Here is a 16,789-nt window from a genome sequence, read left to right as displayed (position 1 = left end):
CAACCGTTCGTGTCGAGCGCAGTCGAGACACCTGCGCGCCGGGGATGTTCCTCGACGTCGCTCGGGACGAACGGATCGGCGGCCTAACGCCCAGTTGCGCCACCCCATCGCCTTCCCTATCTCGGTCAGGAGATTTTGCGGCCCGAGGGGAGAGCCAGATGACCACATTCGACGAGCGCGAGCGGGCGTTCGAGGCGAAGTTCGCACGCGACGAGGAGATGGCGTTCCGCATCGTCGCGCGGCGCAACCGCCTGCTCGGCTATTGGGCGGCGGAGCTGATGAAGCTGACCAAGGCCGAGGCCGACGCGTATGCCACCTCGGTCGTGCATGCAGACTTCGAGGAAGCGGGTGACGACGATGTCGTGCGCAAGCTGCTCGGCGACCTGACCGCCGCGGATATCGCGTGCGACGAGGCGATGGTGCGCCGCGCGATCGACGAGCATACCGTCGAGGCGCGCCGCCAGTTGATGGCCTCCGAATAATGCCGATGGCCGCCCATGAGATCGAGGCGCTGATCGTCGCGGCGATCCCCGATGCGCAGGTCGTGATGACCGACCTCGCCGGGGATGGCGACCATTGGGCCGCGCGCGTCACCAGCGAGACGTTCCGCGGCCTGCCGCGCCTCAAGCAGCAGCGTGCCGTCTATGCCGCGCTCGGTGAACGCATGGGCGGCGTTCTCCACGCGCTCCAGCTTACCACCGCCGTACCAGAGTGAAGGATATCCAGATGACCACCGAAACCAGTGGCGAGACCCAGGCTCGCCTCGCCGAGATGGTCGGCAAGAGCGACGTGCTCCTGTTCATGAAGGGCAGCCCGCTCTTCCCGCAGTGCGGCTTTTCGAGCCGCGCCGTGGCGATCCTCAACCATGTCGGCGTCGAGTTCGACAGCGTCGACGTGCTGCAGGACCAGGCCGTGCGCCAGGGCATCAAGGCGTTCTCGGACTGGCCGACGATCCCCCAGCTCTACGTGAAGGGCGAATTCGTCGGCGGTTCGGACATCATGATGGAGATGTACGAGAGCGGCGAGCTCACCCAGTTGCTGACCGACGCGGGGCTGGTGAAAGCCGCCTGATCGGGATCGACCGTCCGCATCGCGGGAAAGCCGGGTGCGGACGGGCCGACGCGAGATCGGGGGCAGCATCGGCCCGTCCTGCTGAAGCGTTTCCGCTCGGCTGATTAGTGTATTGCAGGGCGCGTGCCAATTGGCGCGAGATCGCGGATTTGCTCGCACGGCCTGGTTAACGCGGCGCGCCGGATCGCGGCGGTGTAAAGCTTCCCGACAGGTCCAATGACGTTCGGGCGAACCGATACGTCGCGGCTTTTCCCCATCCGCTCGCCCGAGCGGCAGACGTTTGAGAGACGTGCCATGACCCATCCGCGCACCGGCGGCCGCATTCTCGTCGATCAACTGCTCGCGCAGGGATGCGACCGGATCTTCACCGTCCCCGGCGAGAGCTTCCTCGCGGTGCTCGACGCGCTGCACGACACGCCCGTGATCGACCTCGTCGTCTGCCGGCAGGAGGGCGGCGTAAGCTTCATGGCCTGCGCCGACGGCACGCTGACCGGGCGGCCGGGGATCGCCTTCGTGACGCGCGGGCCGGGCGCGACCAACGCCTCGATCGGCGTCCATGCCGCGATGCAGGACAGTCAGCCGATGATCCTGTTCATCGGCGACGTCGATCGCGGCACGCGCGACCGCGAGGCGTTTCAGGAAATCAACTTCGAGGCGATGTTCGCGCCCGTCGCCAAATGGGCCGCGCGGATCGACGACGCCCGCCGCATCCCCGAATATGTCGCGCGCGCCTATGCCACCGCGATCAGCGGGCGGCCGGGGCCGGTGGTGCTGGCGCTGCCCGAGGACATGCTCAAGGATGTGGTCGAGGTAGTCGATCGGCCGCGCGTCACGCGGGTGACGCAGGCGGCCGATCCGATCCAGATGGCGGCGCTCGGCGGCGCGCTGGGCGGCGCCGAGCGGCCGATGCTGCTCATCGGAGGCGCCGGGTGGGACGATGCGGCGGCGCGCGACATCGCGCAATGGGCCGAGCGCAGCGGCGTGCCGGTCGCATCGGCGTTCCGGCGGCAGGATGCGCTGCCCAACACGTGCCCGGTCTGGGCTGGCAATCTCGGCTATGGCCCCAATCCGAAGCTCGTCGCGCGCATCCGCGCGGCCGATCTGCTGGTGGTGGTCGGCGCGCGGCTGGGCGAGGCAACCACCGATGGCTATACTGTGCTCACGCCCGAGCATCCCGGCCAGACGCTCGTCCACGTGCATCCCGATCCCGAGGAACTCGGCAGCGTCTATCGCGCCGATCTGGCGATCTGCGCGGACATGGCGTCGTTCGCGGATGGGCTGCTGTCGATCGACCTGCCGCCGCGCACCGCCGGCGCCGAAGCGCACGTCGAGTATCTCGCCTGGTCCACCCCCGCCCCGCGCCCCGGCCTCGCGCTGGATCTCGGCCCGTGCGTCGCGGCGATGCGCGCGCGGCTGCCCGCGGACACGATCATCTGCAACGGCGCGGGCAATTATTCGGGCTGGTGGCACCGCTACTGGCGCTACGAACTCCACAGCCAGCTTGCTCCGACCTGCGGCGCAATGGGCTATGGCGTTCCCGCCGCAACCGCCGCCGCCCTCCGCCACCCCGACCGGCAGGTCGTCGCGCTCGCGGGTGACGGCTGCTTCCTGATGAACGGTCAGGAACTCGCGACGGCCGTGGCGCACGGCGCCGATATGCTGGTGCTGGTGATCGACAATGCGGGCTACGGCACGATCCGCATGCATCAGGAGCGCGACTATCCCGGCCGGGTGAGCGGGACGCGGCTGCACAACCCCGATTTCGCCGCGCTCGCCCGCGCGTACGGCTGCTGGGCGGAGACGGTGGAGACCACCGAGGCGTTCGCGCCCGCGCTCGAACGCGCACTCGCGCATAGCGGTGTAAAACTGCTCCACCTCAAGACCGAGATGCGCGCGATCAGCGCGGGTGCGATGCTCGCGGGCGACGCCTAATGAAAACGCCGCCCCGGTCCCCCGGGGCGGCGTGTCTCTCCTAACGCTTTCGCGGCCTCAAATGTCGTCGCCGAGCGCGCCCTTGATCTTGCCCTTGACCTGCTCGCCCTTGCCTTTCAGCTCCTGCGCGGCACCTTCGTCGCGCGTGGCGGGGTCGTCGCTCTGCTGCTTGACCTTGCCGATCGCCTCGTTGATGTTGCCTTTGATCTTGTCGCCGAGTTCGCCCATGATCTGTCTCCTGCGTGGGTGAAAAGCGCGTCGTTGGCCGACGCTTACCACTCCCGCAGTATCAACGGACCAAGGCGGTCATGGTTCCGAAACAGTAACTTAGATCATATGCGGCGCGCGTGTCCGGCGGATCAGATCAGCCCGGACAGCGGGCTCGACGGATCGGCATAGCGCCGCTTGCCCATCCGCCCGGCGAGATAGGCGAGCCGCCCCGCCTCGACGCCCGCCTTCATCGCGGCGGCCATCATGATCGGGTCTTTCGCCTCGGCGATCGCGGTGTTCATCAGCACCCCGTCGCAGCCCAGCTCCATCGCCGCCGCCGCGTCCGACGCGGTGCCGACGCCGGCATCGACCAGCACCGGCACGCCCGCGCCTTCGACGATCAGCCGGATCGTCACCTGGTTCTGGATGCCCAGCCCCGAGCCGATCGGCGCGCCGAGCGGCATGATCGCGACCGCGCCGGCATTCTCGAGCCGCTTCGCCGCGATCGGATCATCGACGCAATAGACCATCGGCAGGAAGCCTTCCTTGGCGAGCACCTCGGTCGCCCGCAACGTCTCGACCATATCGGGATACAGCGTCTTCGCCTCGCCCAGCACCTCGAGCTTGACCAGATCCCAGCCGCCCGCCTCGCGCGCCAGCCGCAGCGTGCGGATCGCACTTTCCGCATCGAAGCAGCCGGCGGTATTGGGGAGGTACGTCACCTTCTTCGGGTCGATATAGTCGGTCAGCATCGGCGCGTTCGGGTCGGAGACGTTGACGCGCCGCACCGCGACGGTGACGATCTCGGCGCCCGATGCCTCGAGCGCGGCGGCGTTCTGCGCGAAATCCTTATACTTGCCGGTGCCGACGATCAGCCGCGAGCGGAAGGTGCGGCCCGCCACGCTCCATGTATCCTGCGCGACCGCGCGGGCATGGTCGCCGCCGCCCACGAAATGCACGATCTCCAGCTCGTCGCCATCCTCCACCAGCACATCCTTGAGCGTCGAGCGCGGTACCACCGACAGATTGCGCTCAACCGCGACCTTTTCGGGCGCGAGGCCGAGATCGGCGGCCAGATCGGCCAGCGTCAGCCCGGCACGCACGCGGCGATGCTCGCCATTGACCTGAATCGAGAGAGTTCCGTCTGTATGCATATATCGAATCCTGCGTTACGGTGGCGCGCCGCGCCCTGTGCCGTTCGTGTCGAGCGAAGTCGAGCCGTGTGCGCGGGTCTCTCGACTTCGCTCCGCACGAACGGATAAGGATGGTCGTCACGATATAGGCGTGCGCGCCGTGCCCGCAATTGAAAGCGTCCGATGCCCGACACCATCTTCGTCCTCAACGGCCCCAATCTCAACCTGCTCGGCACGCGCGAGCCGGACATTTATGGCCACGACACGCTCGACGACATCGCCGGCATGCTCGAGGATCGCGCCCGCGAGCTCGACCTGACGATCGACGTGCGGCAATCCAATCACGAGGGGCATCTGGTCGATTGGCTGCACGAGGCGCAAGCGGTGGGCGCCAGGGCGGTGCTGCTCAACGCCGGCGCGTTCACCCATACGTCGGTCGCGGTGCATGATGCGATCAAGGGGATCAGGACGCCGGTGATCGAGGTCCACCTCTCGAACCCGCACACGCGCGAGACATTTCGGCATCACAGCTACGTCGGAATGGCCGCGAAGGGCACCATAGCGGGGTTCGGTGCGTATTCGTATATGCTGGCGCTTGAAGCCGCCGCGCGCTTCTGACAGGACGCGCCACCGAATTCAGGGCAAGAACAGGATAACAGGGGTCGTATGACCGATAGCACAGAAACCTCCGGCGCGATGCGGATCGATGTCGATCTGGTCCGCCAGCTCGCCGAGATGCTCGACGCGACCGATCTCACCGAGATTGAGGTCGAGGACGGCGACCGCAAGATCCGCATCGCGCGCAAGGCGCCGCCCGTCGCGGCCGCGCCGATGCATTATGCCGCGCCGGCGGCCGCCGCACCCGCTGCCGCCGCCACCGCAGCGGCCGAGATCGTCGCGTCGCCCGCGCCGAGCGCGGCCAACGCGGTCAAGTCGCCGATGGTCGGCACGGCCTATCTCTCCGCCGAGCCGGGCGCCAAGCCGTTCGTCGGCATCGGCGACCGCGTCGCGGCGGGCGAGACGCTGCTGATCGTCGAGGCGATGAAGGTGATGAACCCGATCGTCGCGCCCTCCGCCGGCACGGTGAAGGCGATCCTGGTCGAGAATGGCCAGCCGGTCGAGTTCGATCAGCCGCTCGTCGTGGTGGAATGAACCACCCCACCGCCGTTCGTGCCGAGCGTGTCGAAGCACATATTCTGACGCCTGCCGTTTTCGCTGCACGCCCTTCGACAGGCTCAGGGCGAACGGCTGGCCTTTTCATGGTCTCGATCAACAATGGCTGAAATCAAGAAGCTCCTGATCGCCAATCGCGGCGAGATCGCGCTCCGCATCCACCGCGCCTGCCACGAAATGGGCATTCAGACGGTGGCGGTGCATTCGACCGCCGATGCCGATGCGATGCACGTGCGGCTCGCCGATCAGGCGATCTGCATCGGGCCGCCGGCGGCGGGCGAGAGCTATCTCAACATCCCCAACATCATCTCGGCGGCGGAGATTTCGGGCGCGGACGCGATCCACCCCGGCTACGGCTTCCTCTCGGAGAACGCCAAGTTCGCCGAGATCGTCGAGGCGCACGGGCTGATCTTCGTCGGTCCGAAGCCCGAACATATCCGCACGATGGGCGACAAGGTGGAGGCAAAGCGCACCGCCGGCGCGCTCGGGCTGCCGCTGGTGCCCGGCTCCGACGGCGCGGTCAGCGACATCGCCGAGGCGCGCGAGATCGCAGCGCGGATCGGCTATCCGGTCATCATCAAGGCCGCGTCGGGCGGCGGCGGGCGCGGCATGAAGGTGTGCGCGTCCGAGGACGAGCTCGAAACGCTGATGCAGCAGGCCGGCAGCGAGGCGAAGGCCGCGTTCGGCGACGCCACCGTCTATCTCGAAAAATATCTCGGCAACCCGCGCCACATCGAGTTCCAGGTGTTCGGCGACGGCAAGGGCGAGGCGATCCACCTCGGCGAGCGCGACTGCTCGCTCCAGCGCCGCCACCAGAAGGTGCTGGAGGAAGCCCCCTCGCCCGTGCTCGGCCCCGAGGATCGCGCGCGGATGGGCGGGATCGTCGCGAAGGCGATGGCGGACATGGGCTATCGCGGCGCGGGCACGATCGAGTTCCTGTGGGAAGACGGCGAGTTCTACTTCATCGAGATGAACACGCGGCTCCAGGTCGAGCATCCCGTCACCGAAGCGATCACCGGCATGGATCTGGTGCGCGAGCAGATCCGTATCGCCGAGGGGCATCCCTTGTCGGTGCGGCAGGAGGAGCTGGAGTTCCGCGGCCACGCGATCGAATGCCGCATCAACGCCGAAGACCCGCGCACCTTCGCCCCGTCGCCGGGGCGGGTGGACTATTTCCACGCGCCGGGCGGCATGCACGTCCGCGTCGATAGCGGACTGTACGCCGGCTATCGCATCCCGCCCTATTACGATTCGATGATCGCCAAGCTGATCGTCTATGGGCGCACGCGCGAGGGCTGTATCCTGCGGCTGCGGCGCGCGCTTGAGGAGTTCGTGATCGACGGCGTCAAGACGACGATCCCGCTCCATCAGGCGCTGCTCGACGATCCCGAATTCCGCGCGGGGGATTATACGATCAAGTGGCTCGAAGACTGGCTCGCGCGGCCCGAGAATCAGGACTGACGGACACGGATGAGCTCGGGTTGATAAGCCCGGCTTATCTGCCCCCCGCCACGCTTTGCTTGGCGCCCGCGCGCGATGCGGGCACAAGCGGCGCGGCATAGGGGGCGACCATGACCGATCTGATCCTGCACGAATATGCGCCATCGGGGAATTGCTACAAGATCCGGCTGACCGCCGCGCATCTCGGCGTTCCGCTCGGGCGGCGCGATTATGACATCCTCACGGGCGAGACGCGCTCCGAAACGTTCCTGCGCGACGTCAACGCCAATGGGCGCATCCCCGTCCTCCAGATCGGCGACCGCTTCCTGCCGGAAAGCAATGCGGCGTGCGTGTGGCTCGCCCACGGTTCGGCGCTGATCCCCGAGGACCGCTTCGACCACGCCGACATGCTGCGCTGGATGTTCTGGGAACAGTATAACCATGAACCCAACGTCGCGACGCTGCGCTTCTGGCGCGCGATGATCGGCGAGGCCAACCTCACCGACGCACAGCGCGCGCAGATTCCCGCCCGGACGGCGGCGGCGGAAGCGGCACTGACGCTGATGGAGGATCACCTCGCCCGCGCCGACTGGTTCGCCGGCGGCCGCTTCACGCTCGCCGATATCGCGCTCTACGCCTATACGCATGTCGCGAGCGAGGGCGGGTTCGATCTCGCACGCTGGCCCGCCGTATCGGCATGGCTGGCGCGAGTCGCGGCGCAGCCGGGGCATGTCGCCATCACCGCGTAACGCGGCTGTCATCCCGCCCGACTCAAGGTGTAACAAAACCCGGCCATAGCACGGTCTCAGCCGATATCCGGGCCGGGGAATGCGCATGGACGCCGTCACCAAGATTGCGATGGATCTGCTGCCGGGAGACGGCTCGGTCACGGACCTGTTCGATTTCGCGAACTCCACGCCGGCGATCCCCGAGCGCACTCCGCCCGAACGGCTCCGCTACCGCACGATCTGGATTTCGGACATCCATCTCGGCACGCGCGGCTGCAACGCGGAGATGCTGATCGACTTCCTCGACCATGTCGACAGCGACACGATGTATCTGGTCGGCGACATCATCGACGGCTGGCGGCTGAAGAAGAAGTTCTACTGGCCCGCCGCGCACAACGACGTGGTGTGGCGCATCCTGAAACGCGCCAAGCGCGGCACCGACGTCATCTACATCCCCGGCAACCATGACGAGGTGATGCGCCAGTTCAGCGGACTGAGCTTCGGCGGCGTCTCGATCCGCCGCAAAGCGATCCACACCACCGCCGACGGGCGCCGCCTGCTGGTGCTCCACGGCGACGAATTCGACGCGATCACGCTCGCGCACAGATGGCTGGCGCATGTCGGCGATGTCGCATATGAAACCTTGATGGCCCTGAACCGGCTGGTGAACGCCTATCGCCGCCGTTTCAACCTGCCATATTGGTCGCTCTCGAAACATGCGAAGGCGAAGGTGAAGAACGCGGTCGAATTCATCTCGAATTACGAGCAGGTGATCGCGGAAGCGGCGGGCGCGCGCGGTGTCGACGGCGTCGTGTGCGGGCATATCCACACCGCCGAAATCCGTTATATCGGCGGCGTTGAATATTATAACGATGGCGACTGGGTGGAGGGCTGCACGGCCTTGGTCGAGCATTTCGACGGTCGCATGGAGGTGTTGCACTGGGCCGACGAAATTGCCGCCCGCAAGCCGCCCGAGGCGGTGACCGAGGCGCCCGCGGAGATCGAGATGATGGCGGCCTGAGCGCGGTGCGGATCGCGATCGCCACGGACGCATGGAGCCCGCAGGTCAACGGGGTCGTCCGCACGCTGCAATCCGTTCGCGCCGAACTTGAGCGCCAGGGGCATCAGGTGCTCGTCGTCTCGCCCGATCTGTTCTATTCGCTGCCCTGCCCGACCTATCCCGAAATCCGCCTCGCGCTCGCCAGCACCGGCGGCGTCGGCAAGATGCTCGCCGATTTCAACCCGCACGCCATCCACCTCGCCACCGAAGGACCGGTGTGCCTCGCCGCGCGGCGCTGGTGCCTGACGCAGAATTTTCCGTTCACCACCGCCTATCACACCCAATTCCCCGACTATGTCTCGGCGCGAACGGGCGTGAACCCCGAATGGGTCTGGCGCTACATCCGCTGGTTCCATGCCCCCGCCCAGGCGATTCTCGCCTCAACGCGCTCGATCGAGGCGACGCTCAAGGATCACGATCTCACGCGGGTGCGCGAATGGGGGCGCGGCGTCGATCTGTCGCTGTTCTCGGCCACCGCGCCCGACGCCGAACTGCGCGCGCTGCCCGGCCCGGTGATGCTCTACGTCGGGCGGGTCGCAATCGAGAAGAATATCGAGGCGTTCCTGACCGCGTCGCACCCCGGCACCAAGGTCATCGTCGGCGACGGCCCGGCGCGCGCCGCGCTCGAAGCGCGGTTTCCCGATGCGAGGTTCCTCGGCGCACGCTTCGGCGCGGAGCTCGCCGCCGCCTATGCCGCCGCCGACGTCTTCGTCTTTCCGAGCCGCACCGACACGTTCGGGCTGGTGATGATCGAGGCGATGGCATGCGGCACGCCGGTCGCCGCCTATCCGGTGACGGGGCCGCTCGACGTGCTCAAACCCGGCGTCGGCGTGATGGACGAGGATCTCGACACCGCGATCGCGCAGGCGCTGACGCTCGACCGCGCGGCCTGCGCCGCCTACGGCCAGAGCTTCACCTGGGAGGCGAGCGCGCGGCAATTCCTCAAGGCGCTCGCCCCGGTCGGGCTGGACGACGCGGCGATCGCGGCCTGATTACGCGCCCGTCGCACGGCGCTTGCCCCGGCGGGGCATAAGCATTAAGTCATATGCATTACTGCGGCCGCTCCGAAAGGGGCGGCCCTTTCCGTTTTTGAAGGAGTATTTCGTGGCCCAGCCGCTTATGCCGCACGCGACCGCGTCCTGGCTCGTCGACAACACCTCGCTTTCGTTCGAGCAGATCGCCGAGTTCTGCGGGCTGCACATCCTCGAGATCCAGGCGATCGCCGACGATACCGCCGCGACCAAGCTGACCGGCCGCGATCCGGTGCGCGCGCACGAACTGACCCAGGAAGAGATCGACAAGGGCCAGGCGAACCCCGATTATCGCCTGCAGATCCTCAAAGGCCCCGAGCAGGTCCGCCGCACCAAGGGGCCGCGCTACACGCCGGTTTCGAAGCGTTCGGACAAGCCCGACGGCATCGCCTGGATCATCCGCAACCATCCCGAGATTTCGGACGGCGCGATCGGCAATCTGATCGGCACCACCCGCACCACGATCGCCGCGATCCGCGACCGCAGCCACTGGAACATCGCCAACATCACGCCGAAGGATCCGGTCACGCTGGGCCTGACCACGCAGCGCGAGCTCGACGCGGCGGTGGCGAAGGCGGCCAAGGCGGCCGGTATCGAGGCGCCGGTCGATACCCGGCTGGAGGGTGACCGCGAGGCGCTCATCACCGAACTGCGCGCGCAGCGCGAGCAGGCCGCGCGCGGCGAGAACGGCGAGAGCGGCGGCATCACGCCGTCCGAGCCGACCGCCGAGACGCTGTTCCGCCGGTAATCGCCCGCCTCCGCCGAATTATCTTCCTCCCGTTCGTGCTGAGCTTGTCGAAGCACGTGCCAGGCAATGCAGCACCTGGGGCGCGTGCTTCGACAAGCTCGGCACGAACGGCGCAGGGAGTGTTCAACGATAGCACTGCAAGGGTCGCCGGCAAGCGACCGGGATTTTTGTACCGTCCGGTCTGGTAAGCCGTCCCGCGCCTCCCCACATCCGGCGCATGACAGCTTATTCGCTTCTCGATCTCGTGCCCGTCGTTCAGGGCGGTTCCGTCGCGCAAAGCCTCGCCAACGCCGCCGATCTGGCGCGGACGGCCGAGCGACTCGGCTTCACGCGCTATTGGACCGCCGAGCATCACGGCATGCCCGGCATCGCCAGCGCGGCCACCTCGGTGGTGATCGGACACGTCGCCGCGGCGACCTCGACGATCCGGGTCGGCGCCGGCGGCATCATGCTGCCCAACCACGCGCCGCTGGCGATCGCCGAACAGTTCGGCACGCTCGACGCGCTGTTCCCCGGCCGGATCGATCTTGGCCTCGGCCGCGCGCCCGGCTCCGACCAGCGCGTCGCGCGCGCGATGCGCCGCACCCTGGCGAGCGACGCCAACGCCTTCCCGCGCGACGTGCTCGAATTGCAGAGCTATTTCGCCGACGACGGCCAGACCGGCATCACCGCGACGCCGGGCGCGGGTGCCGACGTGTCGCTATGGATTCTCGGATCGAGCACGTTCGGCGCGCAACTCGCGGCGATGCTCGGCCTGCCCTATGCCTTCGCATCGCATTTCGCGCCGGATTCGCTGATGGAGGCGATCGCGATCTATCGGCGCGACTTCAAGCCGTCGGCGGCGCTCGCCAAGCCCCATCTGATGGCCGGTTTCAACGTGATCGCCGCCGAAACCGATGACGAGGCGGAATATCTCGCCTCCTCCCAGCAGCAGGCGTTCATCGCGCTGCGCACCGGCACGCCCGGCCGGCTGCCGCCGCCGATCCACGGCTATCGCGCCGGGCTCGGCGCGCAGGGCAATGCGATGCTCGACCACGTGCTGCAATGCTCGGCGATCGGCGGCCCTGCCAAGGTCGCCGAGGGGATCGCGGCGTTCATCGCCCGCACCGGCGTCGACGAGATCATGGTGACGAGCATGATGTACGATCACGAAGCGCGCAAACGCAGCCTCGAGATCGCGGCCGGGGCGATGCAGGCGCTCGGCAAAGAGGCTGTCGCGGCCTGAATCCTTCAAGCTGACGACCGTTCGCCCTGAGCCTGTCGAAGGGCGCACCCCAGGCGGTGGCGCGCGGGGTACGTGCTTCGACTTCGCTCAGCACGAACGGGGAAAAGGTGGCGGCCCGTTCGTGCCGAGCGCAGTCGAGGCACCGTGAACCACCGTCCTTCGACTTCACCCGGACGAACGGGACTTAGTTCGCGGCGGGCAGCCTCAGCCGCACCAACAATCCGCCGAGATCCTCGCTCTCCTCCAGCGCGACGGTGCCGCCGTAGATTTCCGCCACGTCGCGCACGATCCCCATACCGAGCCCGGTGCCGGGCTTGCCGCTGTCGAGCCGCACGCCGCGATCGAAGATGCGCGCGCGCTGCTCCTCGGGGATGCCCATGCCGTCGTCTTCGATCAGGAACTCGACGAAGCCGGCCTGCGCGCCCACCGTCACGAAGACGCTGCCGCCGCCATATTTGGCGGCGTTCTCGACGAGGTTGCCGAGCATCTCGTCGAGATCCTGCCGCTCGACATGCACCTGCAAGTCCTTCGGGCCGGCGATGTCGATGCGCACATGGCGGTACAGCCGCGCGACCGCACGCTCGACCGATTCGAGGCTCGGCCACACATCGGCGCGGCTGTGCGCCGATCCGCGCCGGCCGACCGCGCGGGCGCGGGCGAGGTGATGATCGACCTGCCGCCGCATCGTCCGCGCCTCACGAATCACCGTCTCGCCGAGATCGTCGGCCTGCGCGGTCGCGGCGTTCATGATGACGGTGAGCGGGGTCTTGAGCGCGTGCGCGAGATTGCCGGCGTGGCGGCGCGCTTCCTCGGCCTGTTTCTCGTTATGCTCGATCAGCGCGTTCAGTTCCTCGACCATTGGCGCGACCTCGATCGGCATCGCGCGTTCGATCTGGCGCGCCTTGCCCGCGCGCATCCGCGCGATCTCCTCGCGAACCTTGCGCAGCGGCCACAGCCCGTAGAAGGTCTGGAGCGCCGCCATCACGATCAGCCCGAAGCCGAGGAGCGCGAAGCTCTTGAGCATCGTGCTGCGCAGGATCTTGATCTGCGCGTCCAGGCCGGCGCGGCTCTGCGCGACCTGGAAGCGCCAGCGCACCGGCGATCCGGGTAGTTTGATATCGCGCTCGACGATGCGCAGCCGCTCGTCGGGGAATTGATCGCTGTCGTAGACGTGGACGCCGAGATCGTTGTGCTGCCCGCCATAAGCCAGCCGCCGGTCCCACAGCGAGCGCGACGGGAACGCCTCCTGCCCCGGTGCGCTCACCTGCCAGTAAAGCCCCGAGCCGGGTTCGAGAAAGCGCTGGTCCGCCGCCTCGCGGGTGAACATCACCTCGCCGTCGGGGCCGATCTCGGACGAGACGATCTGCGCCTTGAGCACATATTCGAGCTGGTCGTCGAAATTCTGCGTGATCGCGGTTTTGAGCACGCGATCAAGCGCGAACCCGCCGGCGGTGAGCAGGATGAGGATCCAGGCCGCCGCGATGACGATCATGCGCCGGCTGAGCGATCCGGTGGTGCGCACGCGGGGAACGGGCGCGGAGATGTCAGGCGCGGTGTCTTCAGTCATGCGAACCGGATCCTCCCCCGCCAGGGGGAGGGCTGCGGCGCCTCTCGACCGTTCCGTAGCCCTCCCCCTCCGTCACGCTGCGCGTGCCACCTCCCCCTGGCGGGGGGGGATGTGGGGAACGCCTTAGCCATTGGGTTCTTCGAGGCTGTAGCCGAGCCCGCGGATGGTGGTGATGACATCCTGCCCGAGCTTCTTGCGGATGCGCGTGACGAACACCTCGATCGTGTTCGAATCGCGATCGAAATCCTGATCGTAGATATGCTCGATCAGTTCGGTGCGGCTCACTACCTTGCCCTTGTGGTGGAGCAGATAGCTGAGCAGCTTGTATTCCTGCGCGGTCAGCTTGACCGGCTCGCCCGCGAGCGTGACCTTGCCGCTGCGCGTGTCCAGCCGCACGTCGCCCGCGATCAGCTCGGACGAGGCGTTTCCGCTCGCGCGGCGGATCAGCGCGCGCAGCCGCGCGATCAGCTCCTCGGACTGGAACGGCTTGGCGACATAATCGTCGGCGCCCGCATCGAGCCCGGCGACCTTGTCCGACCAGCTATCGCGCGCGGTGAGGACGAGGACGGGCATCACCTTGCCCTCCTTGCGCCAGCGGTCGAGCACGGTCAGCCCGTCGATCTCGGGCAGGCCGAGATCGAGCACGACCGCGTCGTAATTCTCGGTCGAGCCGAGGAAATGCCCTTCCTCGCCATCCGTGGCGAGGTCGATCGCGTAACCGGCGCCCTCGAGCGTGTTCTTGAGCTGCTGGCCCAGATTGGGTTCGTCCTCGACGATCAGCACGCGCATCTTAGTCCCCTTTTGGAAATCAGCGGATTTAGGCTCAGTGGCCGGTACGGCCGATGATCTGGCCGGAGCGGCCATCGACATCGACCCAGATGACGACGCCATCGCGCAGGAACTTGAGCGTGTAAATCCCGCTGTCCCCCTCGAAATCGAAGCCGAGATACTGGCTGCCGCGCATCGCCGGCAGCACCCTTGCCTCGATTTCGCGTAACGGGAGGATGCGGCCCTGCTGGCGCTGGCGCCACGCCTGTTGCTGGTCGCGCTGCTGCTCGGGCGCGGGCGCCGCGAGGGCGGCGGCCGGCGCGGCGAGCAACAGGGGCAATGCAAAGGCGGCGAGCATCTTCATAAGGTGTTGCATAGTGGCCGGGCCTTGAACAGCCTGTGAATGCCGCAGCGCGGCAGCGGCAACGCTGAGCTCGCGCTGCGGCCGGCCGGCGGGTCGGCTAAGCCGAACCCGTCCGGCGACGCGGGATTACTCCCGCGTCGGTCACCCACCCCCACCGTTCGCCCCGACCGAAATCGAGGGGCGATCCGGAGTGCAGGCGCCTCGACTTCGCTCGGCACGAACGGGTGGGGAAATGCGTGGAGAGAAGGCTCGACGCGGCAAAGCCGCGTCGGACGGCGCTATAGCGCCGCCGGCCGAGCGTGCGCGAAGCCCTCGCTTTAGCTGCGCTAAAGCGTTAGGGCGCGCACGCTATGGCAGCACCTATCCTCGCATATGAAAATCTCGGCGTCATCCAGGGGTCGGGCTGGTTGTTTCGTGGCCTCGACATCAACGTCGGCCCGCGCGACCGGCTCGCGCTGATCGGGCGCAACGGCGCGGGCAAGACCACGCTGCTCAAGCTGCTCGCCGGCGTGATCGACAGCGACGAGGGGCGCCGCAGCGTCGTGCCGGGTACGCGCGTCGTGATGCTCGAACAGGAACCGGACCTGCGCACCTTCCCAACGCTGCGCGACTACGTGCAGGGCGGCGACGATGCGCCGCAGCCCTATGAGGCCGATGCGATCGCCGACCAGCTCGGCATCGACCTGTCGCGCGAATCCGCCTCGGCCTCGGGCGGCGAGCGCCGCCGCGCCGCGATCGTGCGCGCGCTGGCGATGGACCCGGACGTGCTGCTGCTCGACGAGCCGACCAACCATCTCGACATCGCCGCGATCGACTGGCTCGAGGAATGGCTCAACCGCTTCCGTGGCGCCTTCGTCGTCATCAGCCATGACCGTACCTTCCTGACACGCCTCACCAAACAGACCCTGTGGCTCGATCGCGGCGCGATGCGACGCGCCGAGATCGGCTTCGGCGGGTTCGAGGCGTGGACCGAACAGGTCTATGCCGAGGAGGAGCGCAACGCGCAGCGGCTCGACGCCAAATTGAAGATCGAGGAGCATTGGCTGTTGCGCGGCGTGACCGGGCGGCGACGGCGCAACCAGGGCCGACTCACCAAGCTGCACGAGATGCGTGCCGAGCGCGCGGCGATGGTCGGCCCGCAAGGCTCGGCCAACCTCACGATCGGCACCGATGACGCGCGCAGCAAGGTGGTGATCGACGCGAAGCACATCTCCAAGAGCTTCGGCCCGCGCAAGATCATCGACGATCTCACGCTGCGCATCACGCGCAAGGACCGGATCGGCATCGTCGGCGCAAACGGTGCGGGCAAATCGACCCTCATCAAGCTGCTCACCGGCACGCTCGCGCCAGACAGGGGCGAGATCAAGTTCGCGCAGACGATCGAAGCGATCGTGATCGACCAGCAGCGCACGAAAATGGAGCCGCAGAAGACCGTGCGCGAGGTGCTCGCCGACGGCGGCGATTGGGTCGATGTCCAGGGCGTGCGCAAGCACGTCATCGGCTACCTCAAGGACTTCCTGTTCGACGGCCATATGATCGACGCCAAGATCGGCACGCTCTCCGGCGGCGAACGCTCGCGGTTGCTGCTGGCACGCGAATTCGCGCGACCGTCGAACCTGCTGGTGCTCGACGAGCCGACCAACGATCTCGACCTCGAGACGCTCGATCTGTTGCAGGACGTGATCGGCGATTTCGACGGTACCGTGCTGATCGTCAGCCACGACCGCGACTTTCTCGATCGCACCGTGACGGTGACGCTCGGGCTCGACGGATCGGGGAAGGTCGATGTCGTCGCGGGCGGCTATGAGGATTGGGAGAGGCAGCGCCGGGCGAAGGCGGGTGGCGGCAAGCGCGAGAACCCGCGCAAGGTGCAGCCGACCGCGCCGCCGGTCGCCGCGCCCAAGGTCAAGCTGACCTACAAGGATCAGCGCGATTACGAACTGCTGCCCAAGCGGATCGAGGAACTGGAAGCGCAGATCGCGCGCGACGAGGCGCTGCTCGCCGATCCCGCGCTCTACGCGAAGGATTTCGCGCGGTTCGAGGCGCTGACCAAAGCGGTGGCGAAAGCGCGCGACGACAAGGACGCGGCGGAAATGCGCTGGCTCGAACTGGCGGAGATGGTCGAGGGGTAACGGGTTCGCAGGGGACTGGCGCTCCTCCGTTCGCACTGAGCGAAGTCGAAGTGCGTGCGCCAGGCGCCTCGTCCGGGGCCACGTGCTTCGACTTCGCTCAGCACAAACGGTAGGTTTGGCGCAGGGCCACCTTTCTCCTCAGGAATATGGATTGCGCAGCGTGACAAAGGCGCTACGCTCGACGGCATCCCATCCAAATCGAGGTGC

The 16,789-nt window shown here is 67.4% G+C and carries 18 protein-coding genes; 13 read left to right on the top strand and 5 right to left on the bottom strand.

Features of this window, described 5'->3' with window-relative positions; all coding sequences use genetic code 11:
• Window positions 1-158 precede the first annotated feature (158 nt).
• The 4 genes from PX554_RS16430 (at window position 159) to PX554_RS16415 (ending at window position 3,003) form a co-directional block, all read left to right on the top strand.
• Window positions 159-482, top strand: a complete 324-nt coding sequence (locus PX554_RS16430; protein WP_093224415.1) for a DUF1476 domain-containing protein — start codon at window positions 159-161, stop codon at window positions 480-482.
• Window positions 482-715: a BolA/IbaG family iron-sulfur metabolism protein gene (locus tag PX554_RS16425; RefSeq protein ID WP_093224414.1), complete on the top strand. Its 234-nt coding sequence runs from the start codon at window positions 482-484 to the stop codon at window positions 713-715. The genes PX554_RS16430 and PX554_RS16425 overlap by 1 nt, the downstream gene beginning before the upstream one ends.
• Window positions 716-726: 11 nt before the next feature.
• A complete protein-coding gene (grxD, locus tag PX554_RS16420; protein WP_275503543.1) occupies window positions 727-1,071 on the top strand; it encodes a Grx4 family monothiol glutaredoxin in 345 nt (114 codons plus the stop codon).
• A 294-nt stretch (window positions 1,072-1,365) separates the two neighbouring features.
• Window positions 1,366-3,003 carry a thiamine pyrophosphate-binding protein gene (locus tag PX554_RS16415; RefSeq protein WP_275503540.1) on the top strand — a complete coding sequence of 546 codons (1,638 nt, stop codon included), beginning with the start codon at window positions 1,366-1,368 and terminating at the stop codon, window positions 3,001-3,003.
• A 57-nt stretch (window positions 3,004-3,060) separates the two neighbouring features.
• Here PX554_RS16415 and PX554_RS16410 read toward each other — a convergent pair whose 3' ends face one another.
• Together PX554_RS16410 and thiS are read right to left on the bottom strand one after the other, a co-directional pair.
• On the bottom strand, window positions 3,061-3,231 hold the full coding sequence (locus PX554_RS16410; protein ID WP_093224411.1) for a CsbD family protein: 171 nt from the start codon (window positions 3,229-3,231) through the stop codon (window positions 3,061-3,063).
• Window positions 3,232-3,362: 131 nt separating this feature from the next.
• Window positions 3,363-4,367, bottom strand: a complete 1,005-nt coding sequence (gene thiS / locus PX554_RS16405; RefSeq protein WP_093224409.1) for a sulfur carrier protein ThiS — start codon at window positions 4,365-4,367, stop codon at window positions 3,363-3,365.
• A 162-nt stretch (window positions 4,368-4,529) separates the two neighbouring features.
• Here thiS and aroQ point away from each other — a divergent pair, with 162 nt between their 5' ends.
• From aroQ to PX554_RS16365, 8 genes are all read left to right on the top strand, one after another.
• Window positions 4,530-4,964, top strand: a complete 435-nt coding sequence (aroQ, locus tag PX554_RS16400) for a type II 3-dehydroquinate dehydratase (protein ID WP_275503538.1) — start codon at window positions 4,530-4,532, stop codon at window positions 4,962-4,964.
• A 48-nt stretch (window positions 4,965-5,012) separates the two neighbouring features.
• Window positions 5,013-5,498, top strand: a complete 486-nt coding sequence (gene accB / locus PX554_RS16395) for an acetyl-CoA carboxylase biotin carboxyl carrier protein (RefSeq protein ID WP_275503536.1) — start codon at window positions 5,013-5,015, stop codon at window positions 5,496-5,498.
• Window positions 5,499-5,621: 123 nt separating this feature from the next.
• On the top strand, window positions 5,622-6,980 hold the full coding sequence (gene accC / locus PX554_RS16390) for an acetyl-CoA carboxylase biotin carboxylase subunit (protein WP_275503535.1): 1,359 nt from the start codon (window positions 5,622-5,624) through the stop codon (window positions 6,978-6,980).
• Between the two features lie 110 nt (window positions 6,981-7,090).
• Window positions 7,091-7,708 (top strand): glutathione S-transferase family protein, encoded by a 618-nt coding sequence (locus PX554_RS16385; protein ID WP_275503531.1) that lies wholly within the window; start codon window positions 7,091-7,093, stop codon window positions 7,706-7,708.
• 85 nt (window positions 7,709-7,793) lie between these two features.
• Window positions 7,794-8,708 (top strand): UDP-2,3-diacylglucosamine diphosphatase, encoded by a 915-nt coding sequence (locus PX554_RS16380; RefSeq protein ID WP_275503529.1) that lies wholly within the window; start codon window positions 7,794-7,796, stop codon window positions 8,706-8,708.
• A gap of 5 nt (window positions 8,709-8,713) precedes the next feature.
• Window positions 8,714-9,739: a glycosyltransferase family 4 protein gene (locus PX554_RS16375; protein ID WP_275503526.1), complete on the top strand. Its 1,026-nt coding sequence runs from the start codon at window positions 8,714-8,716 to the stop codon at window positions 9,737-9,739.
• A 112-nt stretch (window positions 9,740-9,851) separates the two neighbouring features.
• Window positions 9,852-10,526 (top strand): DUF1013 domain-containing protein, encoded by a 675-nt coding sequence (locus PX554_RS16370; RefSeq protein ID WP_093224686.1) that lies wholly within the window; start codon window positions 9,852-9,854, stop codon window positions 10,524-10,526.
• 217 nt (window positions 10,527-10,743) lie between these two features.
• Window positions 10,744-11,751, top strand: coding sequence for an LLM class flavin-dependent oxidoreductase (locus PX554_RS16365; protein ID WP_275503521.1), 1,008 nt, complete (start codon window positions 10,744-10,746; stop codon window positions 11,749-11,751).
• Between the two features lie 184 nt (window positions 11,752-11,935).
• Here the strand turns inward: PX554_RS16365 and PX554_RS16360 are convergent, their stop codons facing one another.
• The 3 genes from PX554_RS16360 to PX554_RS16350 all read right to left on the bottom strand — a co-directional run bounded on the left by PX554_RS16360 (window position 11,936) and on the right by PX554_RS16350 (window position 14,462).
• On the bottom strand, window positions 11,936-13,318 hold the full coding sequence (locus PX554_RS16360) for a sensor histidine kinase (protein ID WP_275503518.1): 1,383 nt from the start codon (window positions 13,316-13,318) through the stop codon (window positions 11,936-11,938).
• A 123-nt stretch (window positions 13,319-13,441) separates the two neighbouring features.
• Complete coding sequence (locus tag PX554_RS16355; RefSeq protein WP_093224396.1) at window positions 13,442-14,107, bottom strand: response regulator transcription factor; 666 nt, start codon at window positions 14,105-14,107, stop codon at window positions 13,442-13,444.
• Between the two features lie 34 nt (window positions 14,108-14,141).
• Complete coding sequence (locus PX554_RS16350) at window positions 14,142-14,462, bottom strand: hypothetical protein (protein ID WP_093224394.1); 321 nt, start codon at window positions 14,460-14,462, stop codon at window positions 14,142-14,144.
• Window positions 14,463-14,800: 338 nt separating this feature from the next.
• Between PX554_RS16350 and PX554_RS16345 the strand changes: the two genes are divergently transcribed.
• Window positions 14,801-16,582: an ABC-F family ATP-binding cassette domain-containing protein gene (locus tag PX554_RS16345; protein WP_275503513.1), complete on the top strand. Its 1,782-nt coding sequence runs from the start codon at window positions 14,801-14,803 to the stop codon at window positions 16,580-16,582.
• Window positions 16,583-16,789: the final 207 nt, after the last annotated feature.

This window comes from Sphingomonas pollutisoli (genome assembly GCF_029167165.1).
Classification (GTDB): domain Bacteria; phylum Pseudomonadota; class Alphaproteobacteria; order Sphingomonadales; family Sphingomonadaceae; genus Sphingomonas; species Sphingomonas pollutisoli.
This window is presented reverse-complemented; position numbering and strand designations above follow the sequence as displayed.

Coding starts and splice junctions, on each gene's coding strand:
- PX554_RS16415 (WP_275503540.1), top strand. CDS start 1,366: ATGACCCATCCGCGCACCGGCGGCCGCATTCTCGTCGATCAACTGCTC.
- PX554_RS16380 (WP_275503529.1), top strand. CDS start 7,794: ATGGACGCCGTCACCAAGATTGCGATGGATCTGCTGCCGGGAGACGGC.
- thiS (WP_093224409.1), bottom strand. CDS start 4,367: ATGCATACAGACGGAACTCTCTCGATTCAGGTCAATGGCGAGCATCGC.
- PX554_RS16350 (WP_093224394.1), bottom strand. CDS start 14,462: ATGCAACACCTTATGAAGATGCTCGCCGCCTTTGCATTGCCCCTGTTG.
- accC (WP_275503535.1), top strand. CDS start 5,622: ATGGCTGAAATCAAGAAGCTCCTGATCGCCAATCGCGGCGAGATCGCG.
- PX554_RS16425 (WP_093224414.1), top strand. CDS start 482: ATGCCGATGGCCGCCCATGAGATCGAGGCGCTGATCGTCGCGGCGATC.
- PX554_RS16365 (WP_275503521.1), top strand. CDS start 10,744: ATGACAGCTTATTCGCTTCTCGATCTCGTGCCCGTCGTTCAGGGCGGT.
- PX554_RS16385 (WP_275503531.1), top strand. CDS start 7,091: ATGACCGATCTGATCCTGCACGAATATGCGCCATCGGGGAATTGCTAC.
- PX554_RS16430 (WP_093224415.1), top strand. CDS start 159: ATGACCACATTCGACGAGCGCGAGCGGGCGTTCGAGGCGAAGTTCGCA.
- PX554_RS16410 (WP_093224411.1), bottom strand. CDS start 3,231: ATGGGCGAACTCGGCGACAAGATCAAAGGCAACATCAACGAGGCGATC.
- aroQ (WP_275503538.1), top strand. CDS start 4,530: ATGCCCGACACCATCTTCGTCCTCAACGGCCCCAATCTCAACCTGCTC.
- PX554_RS16355 (WP_093224396.1), bottom strand. CDS start 14,107: ATGCGCGTGCTGATCGTCGAGGACGAACCCAATCTGGGCCAGCAGCTC.
- PX554_RS16345 (WP_275503513.1), top strand. CDS start 14,801: ATGGCAGCACCTATCCTCGCATATGAAAATCTCGGCGTCATCCAGGGG.
- grxD (WP_275503543.1), top strand. CDS start 727: ATGACCACCGAAACCAGTGGCGAGACCCAGGCTCGCCTCGCCGAGATG.
- accB (WP_275503536.1), top strand. CDS start 5,013: ATGACCGATAGCACAGAAACCTCCGGCGCGATGCGGATCGATGTCGAT.
- PX554_RS16360 (WP_275503518.1), bottom strand. CDS start 13,318: ATGACTGAAGACACCGCGCCTGACATCTCCGCGCCCGTTCCCCGCGTG.